Genomic DNA, 18,453 nt, shown 5'->3' with positions numbered 1-18,453 from the left:
GCGCATGCCGGCATTTCGTTTCGAAGCAATCGACGCGACGGGCAAGGCGCAAAAAGGCGTGCTCGACGCCGACAGCGCGCGCGGCGCGCGGACCAATCTGCGCTCGCAAGGACTGACGCCGCTCGTCGTGGAGCCGGCGGCGACGCGCACGCGTGGCGAGCGCAATCAACGGCTGTCGCTGGGGCGGCGTCTGTCGCAACGCGAGCAGGCGATCCTGACGCGCCAGCTCGCCAGCCTGCTGATCGCGGGCCTGCCGCTCGACGAAGCGCTCGCCGTGCTCACGGAGCAATCGGAGCGCGACTACATTCGCGAGCTGATGGCGTCGATTCGCGCGGAAGTGCTCGGCGGCCATTCGCTGGCCAATGCGCTGACGCAGCATCCGAAAGACTTCCCCGAGATTTACCGCGCGCTGGTCGCGGCCGGTGAACACACCGGCAAGCTCGGCCTCGTGCTGTCGCGGCTCGCCGACTACATCGAGCAACGCAACGCGCTGAAGCAGAAGATCGTGCTCGCGTTCACGTACCCCACCATTGTCACGATCATCGCGTTCGGCATCGTCACGTTTCTGTTGAGCTATGTGGTGCCGCAGGTGGTGAACGTGTTCGCCAGCACCAAGCAGCAACTGCCCTTCCTCACCATCATGATGATGGCGCTCTCCGGGTTCGTGCGGAGTTGGTGGTGGGCGATGCTGATCGGCGTGATCGTGCTGATGTATCTGGTGCGCTCGATTCTCAGGCAGCCCGGCCCGCGCCTCGCGTTCGACCGGTGGCTGCTCACTGCCCCGCTGCTCGGCAAGCTCGTGCGCGGCTACAACACCGTGCGTTTTGCCAGCACGCTCGGCATTCTCACCGCGGCCGGCGTGCCTATTCTGCGCGCGCTGCAAGCCGCAGCCGAAACGCTCAGCAACAACGCGATGCGCGAGAACATCGACGATGCGATCGTGCGTGTGCGCGAAGGCACGTCGCTGTCACGCGCGCTCGGCAATACGAAGACGTTTCCGCCCGTGCTGGTGCACCTGATCCGTTCGGGCGAAGCTACCGGCGACGTGACCACGATGCTCGACCGCGCGGCCGACGGTGAAGCGCGCGAACTCGAACGCCGCACGATGTTCCTGACGAGTCTGCTGGAGCCGTTGCTGATTCTGGCGATGGGGGGCGTGGTGCTGGTGATCGTGTTGGCGGTGATGCTGCCGATCATCGAGTTGAACAACCTGGTGCAGTAGGAGTGGATTGCGCGATTACCGCTAAGGGTGACCGCGCAATCGATTGAAGCGGCGCTGCTGTTCAGCGCCTGAGCTTCAGCGCACGTAGATGGTTGGACCTGCGGGATTGGCTGGCAGGAACACTTCGGAATGCGCGCCATTGCGGTCGATGATGATCGAGCGGGCGCGGACTTCGGAGAGTTTGGTGCCTTGCATCAGCGCGCTGCCGAGCGACACCGCATGCGGCGGTTCGCCGCCCACGCTGACGATGGCCGCGGCGCCTTCCCGCAAAGCGAGGATGCCGAACAGCCGCACGTCCTGGTTGGCGTTGCGCGTGAGCTGGCCGCCGAACAGCGTGCCAGCCTGCTCGGTCGAGATCTGCGCGTGCGCGGCGGCGGCGGGCAACGGCGCACCGGACAACGTGCTGAGCGTGATCACCCAGTAGGTGAGCGTCGCGCAGAACACGGCGAACAGCGCGAGCGACAGAAGGCGGATTTGGATGGCGTTCATGCGCATCATTGTACGGACTATTGTGAAAATTGCGTTGGGCTGAAAGCGCCTTCTCACGACCCTTCAACTGCATGACATTAAAATGACCGGCCGGGCGTGTTCAATGGCACCCTGATTGCCAAAATGCGAACCCCGCCCAGTCAAAAATTTCACCTGAAAAGAGGTAGCAAGCTATGCAACTGTCGACCACTCGCCGTCATGACATCGCGGGTTCGCGCAGCCGTCGTCAACGCGGTTTCACGCTGATCGAAATCATGGTCGTGATCGCGATTCTGGGCATTCTGGCCGCGTTGATCGTGCCGAAAATCATGAGCCGTCCCGACGAAGCGCGCCGTGTCGCCGCCAAGCAGGACATCGGCACGATGATGCAGGCGCTGAAACTCTATCGTCTGGACAACGGCCGTTATCCGACCCAGGAGCAAGGCTTGCGCGCGCTGATCGAAAAGCCGAGCACGGACCCGGTGCCGAGCAACTGGAAAGACGGCGGCTACCTCGAGCGTCTGCCGAACGATCCGTGGGGTAACGCCTACCAGTTTCTGAATCCGGGCGTGCACGGCGAGATCGACGTGTTCAGCTATGGCGCGGACGGCAAGGCGGGCGGCGAAGGCAATGACGCCGACGTCGGCTCGTGGCAGTAAGCGCTTATGGGGTCGGTGTTTTCATGCGCGCGGTGGGATTGAACTCCGCGCATTCCTGTCGATGCATCGTCGTTTGATTTTGAGTTGATTGTTTGTGGCCGGCACTATGCAATTGTCCCCTTGCAAGTCCCGTGTGGACACGCCCTGTACGGCTTCGTTGCCGCGCGCGGCGTGGGCCGGCGCGTGCGCGCGTGGCGTGCGCCGCCCGGCAGACGCGGGCAGGCGCGGCGCCGGCAAACACGCGGCGGGCTTCACGCTGTTGGAAATGCTGGTGGTGCTGGTGATCGCGGGCTTGCTGGTGTCCCTGACCGCGTTGACGATGACACGCAATCCGCGCACCGATCTGAACGAGGAAGCGCAGCGTCTCGCGCTGCTGTTCGAATCGGCCGGCGACGAAGCGCAGGTGCGCGCGCGGCCGATTGCCTGGCAACCGCTCGATGGCGGCTTTCGTTTCGACCTGCGCACGGAAGACGGCTGGCGTCCGCTGCGCGATGACCTGCTTGGACCGCGTCGCTGGGAAGGCGGCGTGACCGGCGTGAGCATCAGCTATCCGGGTTCCGATTCGCAGCCCAGCCGTATCGTATTCGGCACCGAGGCGATCGACGTGCCTGTGCAGATCACGCTGTTTTCGGCAGCCGGGAGCGCGACGATCGTCGGCACTGGCAATGGCCGCTACGAGGTGCACTGAGATGCGTCTTTGCAGGAGCATGACGGCTCGCGAGAAGGTCCACGGCGCGCAGCGCGGTTTCACGATGATCGAAGTGCTGGTGGCGCTGGCGATTATCGCCATCGCGTTGGCCGCTTCGTTGCGCGCGGTGGGCAGTCTCGCGAGCGGCGAAGCCGATCTGCACCGCCGCCTGCTGGCCGGTTGGAGCGCGGACAATACGTTGGCGCAGTTGCATCTGACGCATGCCTGGCCGAACGTCGGCTCGACGAGTTTCGACTGTTCGCAGGGCAACTTGCAGTTGATCTGCACGGAGCAGGTGACGGCCACGCCGAATCCGGTGTTTCGTCGAGTGGAAGTGATGGTGACGATGCCCGGCGGGTCCGGCAATCTGGCTCAGATGGTGACGGTGGTCGCGAATGAAAACAACCGTTCGCTCTGAGCGCCGGCGCCGATTGGGCGTGAGGGGCGCGCGTGGTTTCACGCTGATCGAATTGCTGGTGGCGATTGCGATTCTGGCGGTGATTGCCGTGCTGTCGTGGCGCGGGCTCGACCAGATCATTCGCGGCCGGCAGACCATCACGAGCGCGATGGAGGACGAGCGCGTTTTTGCGCAGTTGTTCGACCAGATGCGGATTGATGCGCGGCAGGCCGCGTCGGATGACGAGGCTGGGCAGGCGGCGGTGTCGGTGTCCGGCAGCGTGTTGCAGATCGTGCGGGAATTCCGCTTGCCGGGTGCGGCGCCGCGGTTGCAGGTGGTGAGGTATCGGGTGTCCGATGGACGCGTGATCCGGTATGCGTCGCCGCCGTTGGCGAATATGGGGGAGTTGCAGCGGGCGCTGCGCGGCAGTGAAGGTGATGGGTGGAGCGGTGTGCCGTTGATGGGCGGTGTTGGGTCTATTTCTGCTCAGGTTTATGTGCCTAAGGTGGGGTGGACTACGCAGATGGGAGAGGTGCAGAGTGCCATTACGGAGGCGGACAATAATCTTAAGGTGCCCCAGTTGGGGAGTGCGCCGCTGCCGCGGTCTGTGACTGGGTTGCAGGTGAGTGTTGGGGCTAAGTCGTTGGCGCGGCCTGTTACTCGGGTTTTTCTCGTCGGAGAGTGATATGAGGTTCGCTTTTTTGTCTGTCCGACGGGGTGGTTCTTTGTTGGGTGCTGGTTTTGGCCTTTCCTTGATGTCTTTTTGGTCTATTAGCGTTGCCCCTGTGCGGGGCGGCACTTACTTTCTTTGCCGCCGCAAAGAAAGTAAGCAAAGAAAGCGGCTTCACACCGCTAACGTACAAGCGGGTCCCCCGCACAGCCACTCTTGTGGCGCGATCAACGCACATTCCCTCCCACAGCAAACGGCAGTGACCAGGCAGTCATCCGTTCCGGCGGCGCTCCGCGCGCCGAGCGGCAAGCAACCGAACCACGGGGCCGTGGCAAAGCTTGACGGCTCGTCACGGTATCTTTGCCCTGCTTCGCCTATGCGTGCATCCGCGCCTCCGGCGCTTCGCCGAGGCGAAGCCGACGGCCCCCGCTTCGCAAAAGCGAAGCCATTGAGCTATACCCTTCCGGCGAGCACATCGTGCGAGGCGGGAGGTATGACGGCCTTGTCACGGGTGTTGAATGTGCGAAGTGACGGATTCCAGATGGTCCACTACCGGGGCTGTGCGCGGGATCCGCTTAGCATTGGCGGTGTAAAGCGGCTTTCTTTGCCTACTTTCTTTGCCGCGGCAAAGAAAGTAGGTGCCGCCCCGCACAGGGGCAACGCTAATAGACCACAAAGAATTCAAGGAAAGGCCAACAAAAAGGCCACCAAAAAAACCCAACCCCAAAAAACCCAAACCGGCGTAGCCATAATCAGCGCCTTACTAGTAGTCGCGCTATCAGCGATCCTGGTATCGGGCATGCTCTGGCGCCAGCAAGTCCAAATCCGCCGGATAGAAAACCAGCGCCTCCTCTCACAAGCCCAATGGGTAGCCCGCGGCGCGCTAGACTGGACGCGCCTGATCCTCCGCTCAGAAGGCGACACATCAGCCGGCATCACCTACCTTGGCGGTCTATGGGGCGTCCCAATCGCCAAAACCCGCCTATCCGATTTCCTGGGCCAAATAGGCGAAGTAAGAGCACAACAAGGCGCAGAAACCTACCTATCGGGTTCAATCGAAGACGCCCAGGCAAAATTCAACCTGAGAAATCTGGTGGAGAGCCCAGCCCCAGGCGTGATGCAACTGGACATGGACCAAATCGGCGCCTACCAGCGCCTACTGGCATCGCTCGGCGCAAACAGCCAGCTGGCAAAAACCACCGCAATCCAGGTCCGCGCGAGCCTGGCACAATCGGCGACCCGTTTTCAGACCGTGACGTCCACGAACGGCACAACCGCAACCCCGCCGCCGATCCAGGGCGGCGCCACCGGCGGCAGCTTCACCAACAAACCGGGTATCGAAGACAGCGAGGACAGCTCCGCGAACGCCCCCATCCAGCTGACCAGCGTCGACTCGCTGCTCGATATCCCCGGCTATACGCCAGAAATGGTCGCGCGCTTGCGGCCGTTCGTCACCGTGCTGCCGACGGTATCGGCAGTCAACGTGAACACGGCTTCGGCCGAAGTCATCGCGGCGGTCATACCGGGAATGAGCGTGTCGACGGCGCAAGCCTTCGTCGCGCGCCGGCAAACGGTGTTTTTCCGCAATGTCGGCGACATACAGCTCGCGTTGCGCGGCGCCGGCGTGCAATCGGTCTCGATCGACCCGAGCGAACTCGACGTCAACTCGAATTACTTCCTCATCCACGGCCGCGTGCAGCACGAACGCGCCGAGGTGGACCGCACGACCCTCGTCTATCGCGACGCATTGACTCACACTACGCGTATCGTGCGAGTAGAAGACCAACTATGAATAACGCCTTTCCCAGAGAGAGTGGCCTTTGAGCACGCTGATCGTTCTATTGCCGCCGCGTGATCCGGCGGTGCCATCGCAGGAATGGCAACTGCCGGAGCTGCCGTTCGTGCTGCTCGACAAGTCGGGCCGCGCCCAGCGGACCGGCCGGTCGGCGCTCGCGCTGCTGCCGCGCGCCTCCACCACGGTGCTGATGGTCGCCGCGCGCGATCTGCTGATGATGCCCGCCACGCTTCCGCCGCTACGCGGCCCGCGGCTGCGTCAGGCGCTGCCCAATATCGTCGAGGATCAACTGATCCAGGACCCGCAGACCTGTCACATCGCCGTCGACCCGAAACCGCTCGCGGGCGGCCGGCAGTTGCTGGCGATCATCGACCGCGGCTGGTTCCGGTATATCTGCGAATCGTTCACCAACGCCGGCCATCGCAGCTTGCGCGCCGTGCCGGTCACGCGCTGCCTGCCGCAGGCGGCCGCGCTCGATGCCGATGTGCCCGCCGAAGTCGCCGAAACGGTGAATGCGGGTGAGCCGGCCATGGCGGGCGCGGCCGACGTGGCGACGTCGCTGCCGGGCGTGGCGCCCGGCGTCGCGGCTGCGGTGCCGATGGTGGCCGCCGTGCTCGGCGCCGTGGTGCAGACCGCGCCCGCCCTGCTGCTCGAAGGCGTGGCAAACAGCGCAGGCGAGCGCGGCGTGCCGCGCGTCGAACTGGCGATTGCACGCGGAGTGCAAGGCGAAGGGCTGGCGGTACCGGCCAGCGCCGTGAACGCGACGCTCAGCGCGCTCGCCGGGGCGGCGCCGGTCTCGCTGCACATGCTCACCGAGGTGCCCGGCAACGAGCCGAGTCTCGCGCCGAATAGCCCGGCGCGGCTGGCCGCGCACATCCACGGGGCCAGTCCGCTGCCGTTCGAACAGCTTGCGCGGCGCGCGCTGGAGTGCCGCTTCGACCTGTGCCAGTTCGAGTTCGCCTCGCAGCCGTGGCGGCTCGACCGCGCGACGCTGCGGCGTCTGCGGCTGCCGGTGTTGCTCGCGGTCGGCGCGCTGCTGGTTGCGGTCATCGGCGCAAACGTGCAGTGGCTGATGCTCGCGCGCCAACGCGATGCAATCAACACGCAGATGACAGAACTGCTGCTCAATACCTTCCCCAAAACGACCGTCGTGCTCGACGCGCCCGACCAGATGTCGCGCCAGTTGCAGCAGTTGCGCGTCGCGGCGGGCGAACTGTCGCCGGACGATTTCCTGCCGCTCGCCGATGGGCTCGCGCGCTCTCTGGCGCCGGTGCCGGTCAACGGCATCGCCGCGCTCGACTATCACGACCGCCGGCTCGATGTGAACTTCAAGCCGGAGGTCAAGCTCGATCCCGATTTCGCGAAGCGCCTGGCGCGTAACGGCCTGAGCGGCGCGATCGACAGCAATACCGGCAAGTGGACCATCAGGAACGGACAATGAAAGCTGAACTCGCTCAAACATGGGCCGGATTCTGGGAGCAGCGCACCGAGCGCGAAAAAGCCCTGCTGACGTGGGGCGGCGGCGTGCTCGCCGTGGTGATCGCGTGGTCGGTGCTGTGGGCGCCGGCGCAGGAAGGCCGCTCACACCTGCGTGAATCGCTGCCCGCCATGCAGCGTCAGTTGGCGCAGATGACCGCGCAGGCGAACGAAGCGCGCCAGCTGTCGGCGGCGGCTCAAGGCGTTGCGCCGACCGGCGCCGCGCTGAAGGACGCCCTTACCGCTTCGCTCAGCGATCACGGCCTCGCGGCGACGCAGGTTCAGGTGATCGGCAACGCGGTCCAGATCCAGTTGAAGAACGCGTCGTTCCCGGCGTGGACCGCCTGGGTCGACGACGTGCGCAAGCAGTTCAAGGTGCAAGTCTCGGAGGCGCACGCCACGGCGCTCAAGGAAGACGGCCAGGTGGACCTGACGGCGTCGTTGCAGCCGTCCACCGCGAAATGACAATAACCGCGATCTCGCCGTCACAGGATCTCGCATGAATTACTGGATGCGGCGCCTGCGCGTCGCGCTGCCCTGGCTGGTGGTCGCGGTGCTGTCCGCCGCGGCCGTGATGCTGACGATGCTGCCGGCCGCCTGGATCACCCCGCAGTTCGCCAAACAGACGGGCGGCCACGTCAATCTCGTCAATCCGGCCGGTTCGCTGTGGCACGGCTCGGCCACGCTGATGCTGGCCGCCGGCTCAGACATGAGCGCGGCGACGCTGCTGCCTGGCCGGATCGAATGGCACACGGCATTCTGGCCGCTGTTTACGGGCCGCGTACGCATGATCATGCGGCACAGCGAAGCGATGCCGGAGCCGATCACCGTCGACGCCACGCCGCGCACCGCGACTGTTACGCCCGGCGCGATCGCCGTGCCGGCTTCGCTGCTGAGCGGTCTTGGCGCGCCCTTTAACACGCTCGATCTGCAGGGCAATGTGCAGCTGTCCTGGTCGGACTGGCGCAGTTTCAATCGGGAGGCGTTCGGGCAACTGACCATCACGTTGACCGACGTCAGTTCGCGCGTCTCGCTGGTCAAGCCGCTTGGCTCCTACCGCGTGCTGTTTCAGGCGCAGGGCGAGTCGTCCACGCTCGACCTGACCACCACCAAGGGCCCGTTGATGCTGAGCGGCAATGGCACGGTGTCGGCGGCGTCGACGTCGTTTCATGGGACAGCCAGCGCCGCGCCGGAGGCCCGCGATAACCTCGCGGGATTGCTGAACCTGTTGGGGCGGCCGAGCGGGCCGGACACGGTAGCGTTGACGTTCGTGCACTGAGGCGCGGGGTCTGGCGTTGCGGGGCGGGCCGATCGAGATCGCAGCGCATTGATGTTGTTGCGTAAAGCGGCCAGCGCTTCTACTCGGCTTGCGTCCGTGACGGCGGCGTCGCCGTGCTTTGCGCGACAGGCGCAGCCGACGATGCCGGCAGCGGCGTCGGCGCTGCCACATCGCCGGTTTCGCGATTCATCTGCGAGGCGTCCCAGCCGCCGCCCAGCGCCTTCACCAAACCCACCGACGACACCATCCGTTGCCCGGCAATGTTCTCCAGCTTCTGCTCGGCCGTGAAAGCCGTGGTCTGCGCCGTCAGCACGTTGATATAACCGACCGTGCCGGCCTTGTACTCGTTCGTGACGATGGCGAGCGCCTGGCGCGCCGAGGCCACCGCTTGCTGCTGCACGACGATTTCCTGTGCGAGGATGCGCTGCGACGCGAGATTGTCCTCGACGTCCTGGAACGCGGCCAGCACCGTTTGACGGTAGGTCGCGACGTCGCCGTCATAGGCGGCGCGCGCCGCGTCGGTCTGAGCCTGGCGCAGGCCGGCGTCGAACAGGGTCGCAGCGAGCTGCGGGCCGAGCGTCCAGAAGCGCGACGGCGCAGTCAGCAACTGCGAGAACACCGAATTTTCGAAGCCGCCGGAAGCCGACAGCGTAAGCGACGGGAAGAACGCGGCGATGGCGACGCCGATCTGTTCGTTCGCCGCCGCGGCCTTGCGTTCCGCCGAGGCGATGTCCGGACGCCGCTCGAGCAGCGCGGACGGCATCTGCGCCGGCACGGTGGGCGGCGTGGCGGTGAGCGGCGCCGGCGGAATCGAGAAGGTCGAGGCCGGTTCGCCGACCAGGACGGCGATCGCGTGCTCATCCTGGGCGCGCTGAACGCCGTTGTCGATCGCGGACGCCTGCGCCGATTGCAATTGCGTCTGCGCCTGAATCACGTCGGAGCGCGCGGCAACGCCGGCCGCGTACTGGTTCTGTGTGAGTTGCAGCGAGCGCTGGTAGGCCGCGACGGTGTCGTCGAGCAGCTTTTGGGTCGAATCGAGCGCCCGCAGCGAGAAGTAGGTCTGGGCGAGCGTGGCCTGGGCCGACAGCCGCGCGTTGGCGAGGTCCGCCGCGGCGCCTTGCTGGCCGGCTTTCTGCGCGTTCACGGAGCGGGTGACCGAACCCCACAGATCCGGCTCCCAGCTTGCATCGAGCTGCACGTTGAAACTGTTGCTGACGCCGGAGCGGCTCGTCGCCGTGGTCGAGTTGCCGCCGGAGGACTTCCCGTTGCCGGAACGCGTTGCACCCGCCGACGCGCCGATAGTCGGGAAATACGCCGCCCGCGCCTCGCCGACTAGCGCGCGCGCCTGCCGGTAGGCGGCAGCGAACTGGGCGACTGTCTGGTTGGCGGTGTTCAGGCGCTCCTCGAGCGCGTTGAGCTGAGGATCTTCGTAAATGCTCCACCAGTCGCCGCGATCCTGCTGATCGGCCGGTTCGGCGACTTTCCAGCCAGGCGCGGCTTCCTTGTACGACGCCGGAATCTCGGCGGCAGGCCGCTTGTAGTCGGGGCCGACCGCGCAAGCCGCCAGCAGGCCGGCGAGGGCTGCAGCCACGGCAATAGTCAGGGCGCGAGGCGCAAGCATCCGCGCGCGCGAGATTCGATCAGACTGCATGCAATGAATTCCTTCTGGACGCCGCGGCGCGGCCAATGGCGATACCGCCGGCCGGGCGAGATCTTGGTCTGCCGGAATGTTAGCGTATGAGCCCGCTGGGCGCGGCAAACTGAAAGGGTAAAGCGAGGAAGGAGGCAGGTGTGTTACGGAGGGTGTCGCGAAGGTTACGCGCTGTTACCGGCGAGGCGTCAAACCCGTGATTCCGTCGACTTCGCCTGGCGAGCCAGCTTGCCGGCAGCGGCCCGGCACGGCGCATCGCCGCGCGCCTGACAGGCGCCGGTGGGGCCTACGTGCTTGTCCGCGCCGGTAGGAACGACAGCGGCGTTCACCGCAGGCACGGCCGCCGCTACCAACTGGATTTTCGCTGTCTTGACGCCCTTCTGTCCCCGCCGATGCTCGAACCACGCCAGCACCGCCACGCCGACCGATCCGCCAGGCAATACGAACAGCACGGCGAACAACGCGAGTTTCCACCAGCGGTGCGGCCCTTGAAAGGTGCTAAGTGCGGAATCGGTCAGGGAGCGGCTCAGGCCGCCAAGCGTGTTTTTGAGGTACAGCATCAGGGAAATCCTTTTCGCGCGTCGCGGTCGCGGCGTGCAGACAATCGGTCAGAACATGGTCTCGGGTGGCGCGGGTCGCGCGTAACTCGTTGCCTATAATAATATTGACTATGCAATTAAATTTCAAGATACTTCCACCCGCGAATGGCGGTCGTGTTGCTTTCCTGTCGTTCGCACTACGCGAAACTAGGTTTGACTTGTCTGCTTAGGCAGCTAAAATTCGTTCTGCTTGAGACGTTTCCGGATACACGATGACTGAAGGCCCCTACAAGGCGGACGAGATTCACCTCGAATCGAGTCTCGGCTACTACCTGACGAAAGCTCGAAACGTGCTGGTCGAGCGGACGGATCGTGCCGTCAAGCCGTTGGGGCTGACCACGCAACAGATCGGCGTGATCATGATGCTGTCGTCGCGGCGCGCAAGCACGCCGTTCGAACTGTCGCGCGCCATGTCGTATGACAGCGGATCGATGACGCGCTTGCTCGATCGCCTCGAAAAGAAAGGCTTTATCGTGCGTTCGCGCAGCGAGACCGATCGGCGGATGGTGGAACTGGAGTTGACGCCGCAGGGCCACGACGCCGCACGGCAATTACCTGGCTTGGGCGCGGCGGTGCTGAACGAACAGCTGCGTGGATTTTCGGCCGCCGACCACGCCACGTTGATCGACCTGCTCGGCCGTTTCATCGCGAACGGCATCGACGCGGGAGCAAGCGCGGGATGCGGATTGGGGCCGCAGCAGGAATCGCTGGACGAATCACCCGAAGCCTCGCCGCGCGAACACGGCGAGCACTAACTTAGACGCGTTTTTCCGAGCGCGTCGTTGTCTGAAGATGTCTGTCTGGGCAGAGAGTGATGCGGCATGTAAGCGCACCACCGAGAGTCGCAGATAAAGCTGCCGCGACAAGCTTTCCCGCTGAGGAGAAGAATGATGAACGCCACGGCTTCCGCCGCCGCCCTACCCGCCGCCGAACCCGCTCCGCTCAAGGGCGGCGCCTTGGCTTTGCTCACAGTCGGGCTTGCACTCGGTACGTTCATGGAAGTGCTCGACACGTCGATTGCGAACGTCGCGGTGCCGACCATTTCCGGCAGCCTTGGTGTAGCGACCAGCCAGGGCACCTGGGTGATCTCGTCGTATTCGGTCGCCTCGGCGATCGCGGTGCCGCTGACAGGCTGGCTCGCGCGGCGTGTCGGCGAAGTGAAGCTCTTTACGCTGTCCGTGTTGCTCTTCACGATCGCTTCGGCGCTGTGCGGTTTCGCGCACAACTTCGAATCGCTGATTGCGTTCCGGCTGGTGCAGGGGCTCGTTTCCGGGCCGATGGTGCCGCTTTCGCAGACCATTCTGATGCGCTCGTATCCGCCGGAAAAGCGCGGCCTCGCGCTGGGTCTATGGGCGATGACAGTGATTTGCGCGCCCATCTTCGGGCCCGTGATGGGCGGCTACATCACCGACAACTACACGTGGCCGTGGATCTTCTACATCAACGTGCCGATCGGTCTGTTTTCGGCGGTATGTGCGTTCCTGCTGCTGCGCGGCCGTGAGACGAAGACGACAAAACAGCGCATCGACGCGGTCGGGCTCGCGCTGCTCGTGATCGGCGTGTCGTGCCTGCAGATGGTGCTTGACCTCGGCAAGGACCGCGACTGGTTCAACTCGACGTTTATCGTGACGCTGGGGGTGATCGCGGTGATCTCGCTCGCCTTCATGCTGGTGTGGGAGATGACGGAGAAAGAGCCGGTAGTCGATCTTTCGCTATTCAAGGATCGCAACTTCGCGCTCGGCGTGGTGATCGTCTCGTTCGGCTTTATGGCCTTCTTCGGCTCGGTGGTGATTTTCCCGCTCTGGCTGCAAACGGTGATGGGTTACACCGCCGGGCTGGCGGGTCTGGCGACCGCGCCGGTCGGTCTGCTCGCGCTGTTTTTGTCGCCGATGATCGGCAAGAACATGCACCGGCTGAACCTGCGCGTGGTGGCGAGTTTTGCGTTCATCGTGTTCGCGTTCGTCTCGTTCTGGAACTCCACGTTCACGCTCGACGTGCCGTTCAATCACGTGATCTGGCCACGGCTCGTGCAAGGCATCGGCGTCGCCTGCTTCTTCGTGCCGATGACCACAATTACGCTCTCCAGCGTGCCGGATGAGCGGCTGGCGAGCGCATCCGGTCTGTCGAATTTCTTCCGGACGCTGTCGGGTGCGATCGGCACGGCGATCAGTACGACTTACTGGGAGAACGACACGATCCGCCATCACGCGATGCTGACCGATTCGGTCAACGTCTACGCCGCGAACACCAATGCTTATACCAATGCACTGGCCGGTCTCGGGCTCTCCGGCGATGGCATTACCGCGCAGTTGAACCAGGTCGTGACGGCGCAGGCTTATATGATGGCCACCAACGATTTCTTCCGCATTTCATGCGCGGCGTTTATCGTGCTCGCGGCGCTGGTCTGGGTCACCAAGCCGCGCAAGGGCGTGGGCCCTTCAATGGGGCATTGAAGTCTGACCATGCCTTAAGCAGACGCGCGCCGAAACAATATTTTTCCTTCGACTCTTCGCGCGCGTCTTCAGCCTTTATTGCGTGACGGCTTCGCCATTCGTCGCCGGGATCGATTGACCCTGCATGGCATCCGGATGCGGCGTCGCAGGCGCGGCTTGCGGGGGTTTAGCGCCGCTTTGCGGCGCGCCGGCCGCCGTGCCTCGAACGTATTGCTTGAAGTCGGCGCCGGCTTCCCATGGGTTCGGCTTGCAGCCCATCGATCCGTCGCAATGCGCAGCGAAGCCGATCGTTGCCGTGCCGTCCGGATTCGCGGCGCGCGTAATCTGATACGCCAACGCGCGCTTGCCGCCATCCGGGCCGGCGGTCTGGATCAACGTGTCGGTCGAGGCATCGATCTTGTAGGTCGAATGGCTCGCCACCCACGCTTGCGCCCGTTGCCACCAAACATCGCATTCCGTTTTGTTCGAACACGTCAGCGGCGTGGTCGCAATCTGCATGACGTCCGGATCGACCTGCCCTTGCGTCGAACATCCCGCCGCCGCTACGCACAGCATGGCCAACAGACTTTTCTTCATCACGTTGAATCCTCCCTCTGTGGTGCGCGTCCTATCAGTTTGGACTACGGCGCGGGTACGGTGTTTCATCTGGATCAGAGAATCGTCGGAACGCGCGGAGTATTTGCCGATGGCGTTTGAAACGCGCCGCACGTTGCGTAGACGTTACCGGCATGGAATAAAAAAAGCGGCCATGTTGGCCGCTCTTTCGTCACGTCACCCGCGAGTGTTATTCAGACGCTGAACCGGTTCAGCGTGTACGCCCGATACGCGGCGACGAATGCGTCGAACGAACCGACTTCTTCCTGTTCGAGTTTGGCTTGCTCGGCGAGCGATTGCGCGGCCAGATCGGTGAAAGCCTGGGTCTGCTCTGCATCCAGCGGACGCGCGCGGAAATACGCCGCGTGCGCTTCGCTTTGTTCAAGACCGAATGCGAGGAAACTTTGCTGCTTCTCGCGCATGGTCTGCAGCACGCGCGCCGACGGCGTCAGCGATGCATCCGCCAGCTTCGCGCGTTGAACCGCGACGGCGCGTGCATGCGCGTCGCCGCCGTGCAGAGTGTCGAGCGCGGCGGCGGCAGCGTCGATCTTGATGAGCAGCTCGTTCGCCCAGTCCGTCATCGCGACCGGTTGGCCGTCGCGGGTCAGTTCGAGGCCCGGCTTGCGCCCTTCCATGGTCACGCGGCCGAAATTCTGGTTGGCTTCGGCATAAGCATCAGGCGGCAACAGCGCGCTGTCGTCTAGCGCGCAGACCAGCAGGTAGGCATCGAGAAAGCGCGACGTCTCGAGCGAAATGCCGGTTGGTTCGAACGGGTCGATGTCCATGCAGCGCACTTCCACATATTGCACGCCGCGCGCGGCCAGCGCGTGCAGCGGACGTTCGCCCGGATGCGTGATGCGCTTCGGACGGATCGTCGAGTAGAACTCGTTTTCGATCTGCAGCACGTTGGTGTTGATCTGCACCCACTCGCCGTCGCGTTGCGTGCCAATTGCCTCGTACGCGGGATACGGCTGGCTCACGGCCTTCGCGAGCGCGTCGAGATAGCCGGGCAGCGTGTCGTAATCGGCGTGCAACTCGGCTTGCGCCGTGGTGTTCGAATAGCCGAGGTCGCTCATGCGCAAACTGGTTGCGTACGGACGATAGAGCGTGTCGGCGTCGAACGAATCGAGCGTGTGTTTGCGATCGCGGAGGAAACGCCGATCCAGCGCCGGCGATGCGCCGAACAGATACATCAGCAGCCAGTTGGTGCGCCGGAAGTTGCGGATCAGCGCGAGATAGCGGTCGGACTGGAAGTCGACCGCGTTCGCGGTGGACTGCTGGTCCGCATGCAAGCGCCGCCACACTTCTTCGTTCAGCGAATAGTTGTAGTGGATGCCCGCGATGCACTGCATCGTGCGGCCGTAGCGAAGCGCGAGGCCGATGCGGTACACGTACTTCAACTTGCCGATGTTCGAAGTGCCGTAGTGCGCGATCGGAATGCCGTCGTCCGTGTCAGGCAGCAGGCCCGGCATGGAGTTGTTCCACAGGATCTCGTCGCCGAGTTGCGCGTAGACAAAACGGTGGAGCGTGTCGAGCTTGTCGAGCGTGAGCGCGACGTCGTGCTCAGCCGGCGTGATCAGTTCGAGCAGTGCCTCGGAATAGTCAGTAGTGAGCGATGGATGCGTAAGCGCCGAACCCAGCGCGCGCGAATGCGGCGTCAAGGCGAGCTTGCCCTCGTGCGTCACGCGCAGGCTTTCCTTTTCGATGCCGCGCAGGCCGCGTATCAGCGCGTCGCGCTGCGGGCCTGAGGTCAGCACGGACAGGCGGTGCGAGAACGCGTCGGTCGTGTGGGAAGGTGTCGTGTTTGGCATTGATGCGAGTCGGGCGTTGCCGGCCGCCATGTGCCGCAGCACTGCGGTTGACAACGTTCGGCGGAATTTTCGGTAGCGGGCACTTTAACATCTCGCCAGAACGGCTGCTTGAGGCCGCTTCGGCGGGTCGCCGGCGCATGGCGGACCACTGCTTTTTCGGGCCAATTTCGCGCTATTTCGCGCCAGTCAGTCGGATCTGTGCCACGTTACTCTATCCGCCACGCGCCTTGCGCGCGATCCGCATTTCCTCTCCCGAAACCGCGCGATGCGTTGGCCACCATCGGCGCCGCACCGCGTCGAACGACAGGCGCGACGCGGCGACTTACCCGCCACGCGCGGCGCCCGCGCGGTCCGCTACTTCATTCCACAGATGCATCGCCGCGTACGCACGCCACGGCCGCCATGTGTCGGTGCGGGCGCGCTGCTGCGTGGGCCGCACGAGCGACGGATCGCGCGCGCAGATCGACTGCATCAGCACGAGGTCCCATGCGGGCCACGCGTCGGCATCGCGCCATGCGCGCATGGCCACATACTCGACGGTCCACGGGCCGATGCCGGGCAGCGCGAGCAGCGCGGCGCGCAGACTGCCGGCGTCGGCCATGTTGCTGTCGAGCGGCACATCACCGGTGGCGACCGCGTGCGCGAACCCCTGCAACGCCGCTACACGTTTACCCGGCATGCCGATTTGCGCAAGATCCACGGCGGCCAGCGCGGCAGGCGTCGGAAAGCGCCAGGCGGTGTTCTCATGCGGATGCCCCTCGATGCGCTCGCCGGCGCGCTGCACCAGTCTGCCGATGATGGTGGTCGCCGCCTTCACGCTGACTTGCTGCCCGACGATCGCGCGCACCACCAGCTCGAAGCCCGACCACGCGCCCGGCACACGCAAGCCGGGCACGGCTTCGACCAGTGGCGCGAGCCACGGGTCAGCGGCGAGCTCGGCGCCGATCTTTTTCGGATCGGCGTGCAGGTCGAACATCTTCGAAATCGGCGCGGCGAGCGCGTCGGCGTGACGGCTCACCGGCCCTTCCATGCTCGCGACAAGGCAACGCTTGCGCGGATGCAGACGCACGCTCAGCGTGCCGCTGTCGCCGGCCCAGGCGATCGCGCGACGGTACGCGCCGTCTTCCACCGCCTCGACGCCAGGCGTCGCGCGTCCGCCGAAGAAACGCAGCAGGCGCGGCCAGTCGAAGGGTGGTTTGAACGGCAATTCAAGGGTAGCGACTTCGTCAGGCGTACTCACGCGGCGTGGTCCAGTTTGGTGGTGGTTTCGATATCGAGGTCAACGTCTGCATCGGCGCGGCGGTTGCGCTCGGCCTGGCCGCCCGAAAAGTCGCCGGCGTGCTGCGCCTCGTTGTCCAGCAGCGCGGCCTTGCGTGGCAAACCCCAGCGGTACCCCGCCAACGCTCCGCCCTTGGCCACCACGCGATGACAAGGAATTGCGAGTGCCACCGGATTCGTCGCGCACGCGCTGGCCACCGCGCGCACCGCGCGGGGCGCGCCGACCGTTTCGGCGATCTGCGAATAGCTGCGCGTCTCACCGTATGGGATGCGCCGCAACGCGTCCCACACACGCTGCCGGAATGCCGTCGAGGCGATGTCCAGCGGCAGATCGAAATCTTGACGCGTGCCGCGCAAATAGGCGTCGATCTGCGCGATGAACGGCGCCATGTGTTCGGTATCTTCCAACACGTCGGCGTTGGCGAATTCGCCGCGCAGGTCGTCGGCGAGCATGGCTTTGTCGTCGCCGAAGCCGATTTTGCAGATGCCCTTCTCCGTCGCCGCGACCAGTACATGACCGAGCGAGGTCGGCGCGCTGGCATAGCGAACGGTGAGTCCGGCGCCCTTGCGGCGATATGCGGACGGCGCCATGCCCAGTTCGGCGGATGCGCTGTCGTACATCCGCGACGGCGAGCCGAAACCCGCGTCGAGCGTGGCGCGCGTGACGTCCGAGCCGCTCTGGAGCGCGTCGCGCAAGGCGGCGCCCCGCTGCGCGGCCTGATATTGACGCGGCGACACGCCCACCACCCGCTTGAAAAGACGCTGCAGATGGAACGGGCTGACGTGCACGGCGTCGCTCAATTGCGCGAGCGTGAGGCGCTCTTGCGGGTCGGCGTCCAGCGCGGCGCACGCGCGATTCACGATTTCCAGCTCGCGCGGCAGGCCGCCGGGCTGGCAGCGCTTGCAATCGCGAAAGCCCGCGGCCCGCGCGGCGGCGGCATCGGCGAAAAAAGCGACGTTCTCACGGCGCGGCAGGCGCGAGGCGCACGACGGACGGCAGAACACGCCGGTTGTTTTGACGGCATAAAAGAACGCGCCGTCGGCTTGCGATTCGCGGTGCGTGACGGCTTCCCAGCGCGCGTCGTCGGAAGTCCAGTGGCTGGCGCCGGTGGCGGTATCGGTAGATTTGCGGTTCATGATGGTCCCGAAGAGACGGTGTCGATGCTCACCAATGTAGGCCGCATGCCGACACACTACGCTCCGGTTCTTGCTCTGTCATTGCGCTTCTTCGTAGACCCGAAGCCCCGCCAGGCGTCCGTTTAGCGGAAAACTGCGACAATTTGGCACGATATCGGGTTTTCCCTTAAAAAGTTATTGCGTCGCACCAGGCCGATGTGTATATTAGTACTTGTCTCCTCCATGTCTCCTCCTGATATGGATTCAGCCCGCTCCACATAGAGCGGGCTTTTTTTC

At 64.6% G+C, this 18,453-nt stretch carries 18 protein-coding genes; 11 read left to right on the top strand and 7 right to left on the bottom strand.

The features are described 5' to 3' along the window. The first annotated feature begins 4 nt into the window (after positions 1–4). Entirely contained in the window at positions 5–1,222 is a 1,218-nt protein-coding gene (gene gspF, locus ACFSNN_RS26105; RefSeq protein ID WP_134457478.1) for a type II secretion system inner membrane protein GspF, read from the top strand. A 75-nt stretch (positions 1,223–1,297) separates the two neighbouring features. Here gspF and ACFSNN_RS26100 read toward each other — a convergent pair whose 3' ends face one another. After that, the gene (locus ACFSNN_RS26100) at positions 1,298–1,711 is read right to left on the bottom strand and encodes a general secretion pathway protein GspC (protein WP_134457477.1); all 414 of its coding nucleotides are present in this window, start codon (positions 1,709–1,711) and stop codon (positions 1,298–1,300) included. A gap of 173 nt (positions 1,712–1,884) precedes the next feature. Here ACFSNN_RS26100 and gspG point away from each other — a divergent pair, with 173 nt between their 5' ends. The 8 genes from gspG to ACFSNN_RS26060 all read left to right on the top strand — a co-directional run bounded on the left by gspG (position 1,885) and on the right by ACFSNN_RS26060 (position 8,654). Then, on the top strand, positions 1,885–2,349 hold the full coding sequence (gspG, locus tag ACFSNN_RS26095; RefSeq protein ID WP_134457476.1) for a type II secretion system major pseudopilin GspG: 465 nt from the start codon (positions 1,885–1,887) through the stop codon (positions 2,347–2,349). Positions 2,350–2,455: 106 nt separating this feature from the next. Continuing rightward, complete coding sequence (locus ACFSNN_RS26090; RefSeq protein WP_134457475.1) at positions 2,456–3,037, top strand: GspH/FimT family pseudopilin; 582 nt, start codon at positions 2,456–2,458, stop codon at positions 3,035–3,037. A 1-nt stretch (position 3,038) separates the two neighbouring features. After that, a complete protein-coding gene (gene gspI, locus ACFSNN_RS26085) occupies positions 3,039–3,455 on the top strand; it encodes a type II secretion system minor pseudopilin GspI (RefSeq protein ID WP_134457474.1) in 417 nt (138 codons plus the stop codon). Next, a complete protein-coding gene (locus ACFSNN_RS26080) occupies positions 3,433–4,119 on the top strand; it encodes a PulJ/GspJ family protein (RefSeq protein ID WP_134457473.1) in 687 nt (228 codons plus the stop codon). Before gspI ends, ACFSNN_RS26080 begins: the two co-directional genes overlap by 23 nt. A 478-nt stretch (positions 4,120–4,597) precedes the next feature. Further along, complete coding sequence (gene gspK / locus ACFSNN_RS26075) at positions 4,598–5,896, top strand: type II secretion system minor pseudopilin GspK (RefSeq protein WP_208949492.1); 1,299 nt, start codon at positions 4,598–4,600, stop codon at positions 5,894–5,896. A gap of 28 nt (positions 5,897–5,924) precedes the next feature. Continuing rightward, positions 5,925–7,340, top strand: a complete 1,416-nt coding sequence (gspL, locus tag ACFSNN_RS26070; RefSeq protein WP_134457472.1) for a type II secretion system protein GspL — start codon at positions 5,925–5,927, stop codon at positions 7,338–7,340. Next, positions 7,337–7,840 carry a type II secretion system protein M gene (locus ACFSNN_RS26065; protein ID WP_012434848.1) on the top strand — a complete coding sequence of 168 codons (504 nt, stop codon included), beginning with the start codon at positions 7,337–7,339 and terminating at the stop codon, positions 7,838–7,840. The genes gspL and ACFSNN_RS26065 overlap by 4 nt, the downstream gene beginning before the upstream one ends. Positions 7,841–7,874: 34 nt before the next feature. After that, positions 7,875–8,654 carry a type II secretion system protein N gene (locus ACFSNN_RS26060; protein WP_134457471.1) on the top strand — a complete coding sequence of 260 codons (780 nt, stop codon included), beginning with the start codon at positions 7,875–7,877 and terminating at the stop codon, positions 8,652–8,654. 79 nt (positions 8,655–8,733) lie between these two features. Here the strand turns inward: ACFSNN_RS26060 and ACFSNN_RS26055 are convergent, their stop codons facing one another. Further along, on the bottom strand, positions 8,734–10,305 hold the full coding sequence (locus tag ACFSNN_RS26055) for an efflux transporter outer membrane subunit (RefSeq protein ID WP_134457470.1): 1,572 nt from the start codon (positions 10,303–10,305) through the stop codon (positions 8,734–8,736). Positions 10,306–10,493: 188 nt separating this feature from the next. Continuing rightward, on the bottom strand, positions 10,494–10,865 hold the full coding sequence (locus ACFSNN_RS26050) for a hypothetical protein (protein ID WP_134457469.1): 372 nt from the start codon (positions 10,863–10,865) through the stop codon (positions 10,494–10,496). Positions 10,866–11,116: 251 nt separating this feature from the next. Between ACFSNN_RS26050 and ACFSNN_RS26045 the strand changes: the two genes are divergently transcribed. Together ACFSNN_RS26045 and ACFSNN_RS26040 are read left to right on the top strand one after the other, a co-directional pair. Beyond that, positions 11,117–11,659, top strand: coding sequence for a MarR family winged helix-turn-helix transcriptional regulator (locus ACFSNN_RS26045; protein WP_134457468.1), 543 nt, complete (start codon positions 11,117–11,119; stop codon positions 11,657–11,659). A gap of 135 nt (positions 11,660–11,794) precedes the next feature. Beyond that, the gene (locus ACFSNN_RS26040; protein WP_134459066.1) at positions 11,795–13,357 is read left to right on the top strand and encodes a DHA2 family efflux MFS transporter permease subunit; all 1,563 of its coding nucleotides are present in this window, start codon (positions 11,795–11,797) and stop codon (positions 13,355–13,357) included. 75 nt (positions 13,358–13,432) lie between these two features. Here the strand turns inward: ACFSNN_RS26040 and ACFSNN_RS26035 are convergent, their stop codons facing one another. From ACFSNN_RS26035 to ada, 4 genes are all read right to left on the bottom strand, one after another. Continuing rightward, positions 13,433–13,933 (bottom strand): hypothetical protein, encoded by a 501-nt coding sequence (locus tag ACFSNN_RS26035; protein ID WP_208949491.1) that lies wholly within the window; start codon positions 13,931–13,933, stop codon positions 13,433–13,435. Positions 13,934–14,145: 212 nt separating this feature from the next. Next, entirely contained in the window at positions 14,146–15,762 is a 1,617-nt protein-coding gene (gene gshA, locus ACFSNN_RS26030; RefSeq protein ID WP_134457466.1) for a glutamate--cysteine ligase, read from the bottom strand. 322 nt (positions 15,763–16,084) lie between these two features. Then, positions 16,085–17,002, bottom strand: coding sequence for a DNA-3-methyladenine glycosylase family protein (locus ACFSNN_RS26025; RefSeq protein WP_134457465.1), 918 nt, complete (start codon positions 17,000–17,002; stop codon positions 16,085–16,087). Next, on the bottom strand, positions 16,999–18,177 hold the full coding sequence (gene ada, locus ACFSNN_RS26020) for a bifunctional DNA-binding transcriptional regulator/O6-methylguanine-DNA methyltransferase Ada (protein ID WP_134457464.1): 1,179 nt from the start codon (positions 18,175–18,177) through the stop codon (positions 16,999–17,001). The genes ACFSNN_RS26025 and ada overlap by 4 nt, the downstream gene beginning before the upstream one ends. Positions 18,178–18,453 lie beyond the last annotated feature (276 nt).

This window comes from Paraburkholderia dipogonis, from assembly GCF_042680985.1.
GTDB classification, from domain to species: Bacteria; Pseudomonadota; Gammaproteobacteria; order Burkholderiales; family Burkholderiaceae; genus Paraburkholderia; species Paraburkholderia phytofirmans.
This window is presented reverse-complemented; position numbering and strand designations above follow the sequence as displayed.

What these genes read in the sequence shown, in the direction of transcription:
- ACFSNN_RS26045 (WP_134457468.1), top strand. Translation starts at nt 11,117, where the DNA reads ATGACTGAAGGCCCCTACAAGGCGGACGAGATTCACCTCGAATCGAGT.
- ACFSNN_RS26050 (WP_134457469.1), bottom strand. Translation starts at nt 10,865, where the DNA reads ATGCTGTACCTCAAAAACACGCTTGGCGGCCTGAGCCGCTCCCTGACC.
- gspK (WP_208949492.1), top strand. Translation starts at nt 4,598, where the DNA reads ATGACGGCCTTGTCACGGGTGTTGAATGTGCGAAGTGACGGATTCCAG.
- ACFSNN_RS26080 (WP_134457473.1), top strand. Translation starts at nt 3,433, where the DNA reads ATGAAAACAACCGTTCGCTCTGAGCGCCGGCGCCGATTGGGCGTGAGG.
- gshA (WP_134457466.1), bottom strand. Translation starts at nt 15,762, where the DNA reads ATGCCAAACACGACACCTTCCCACACGACCGACGCGTTCTCGCACCGC.
- gspI (WP_134457474.1), top strand. Translation starts at nt 3,039, where the DNA reads ATGCGTCTTTGCAGGAGCATGACGGCTCGCGAGAAGGTCCACGGCGCG.
- ACFSNN_RS26060 (WP_134457471.1), top strand. Translation starts at nt 7,875, where the DNA reads ATGAATTACTGGATGCGGCGCCTGCGCGTCGCGCTGCCCTGGCTGGTG.
- ACFSNN_RS26035 (WP_208949491.1), bottom strand. Translation starts at nt 13,933, where the DNA reads ATGAAGAAAAGTCTGTTGGCCATGCTGTGCGTAGCGGCGGCGGGATGT.
- ACFSNN_RS26055 (WP_134457470.1), bottom strand. Translation starts at nt 10,305, where the DNA reads ATGCAGTCTGATCGAATCTCGCGCGCGCGGATGCTTGCGCCTCGCGCC.
- ACFSNN_RS26040 (WP_134459066.1), top strand. Translation starts at nt 11,795, where the DNA reads ATGAACGCCACGGCTTCCGCCGCCGCCCTACCCGCCGCCGAACCCGCT.
- gspF (WP_134457478.1), top strand. Translation starts at nt 5, where the DNA reads ATGCCGGCATTTCGTTTCGAAGCAATCGACGCGACGGGCAAGGCGCAA.
- ACFSNN_RS26065 (WP_012434848.1), top strand. Translation starts at nt 7,337, where the DNA reads ATGAAAGCTGAACTCGCTCAAACATGGGCCGGATTCTGGGAGCAGCGC.
- ACFSNN_RS26090 (WP_134457475.1), top strand. Translation starts at nt 2,456, where the DNA reads ATGCAATTGTCCCCTTGCAAGTCCCGTGTGGACACGCCCTGTACGGCT.
- ACFSNN_RS26100 (WP_134457477.1), bottom strand. Translation starts at nt 1,711, where the DNA reads ATGAACGCCATCCAAATCCGCCTTCTGTCGCTCGCGCTGTTCGCCGTG.
- gspG (WP_134457476.1), top strand. Translation starts at nt 1,885, where the DNA reads ATGCAACTGTCGACCACTCGCCGTCATGACATCGCGGGTTCGCGCAGC.
- ada (WP_134457464.1), bottom strand. Translation starts at nt 18,177, where the DNA reads ATGAACCGCAAATCTACCGATACCGCCACCGGCGCCAGCCACTGGACT.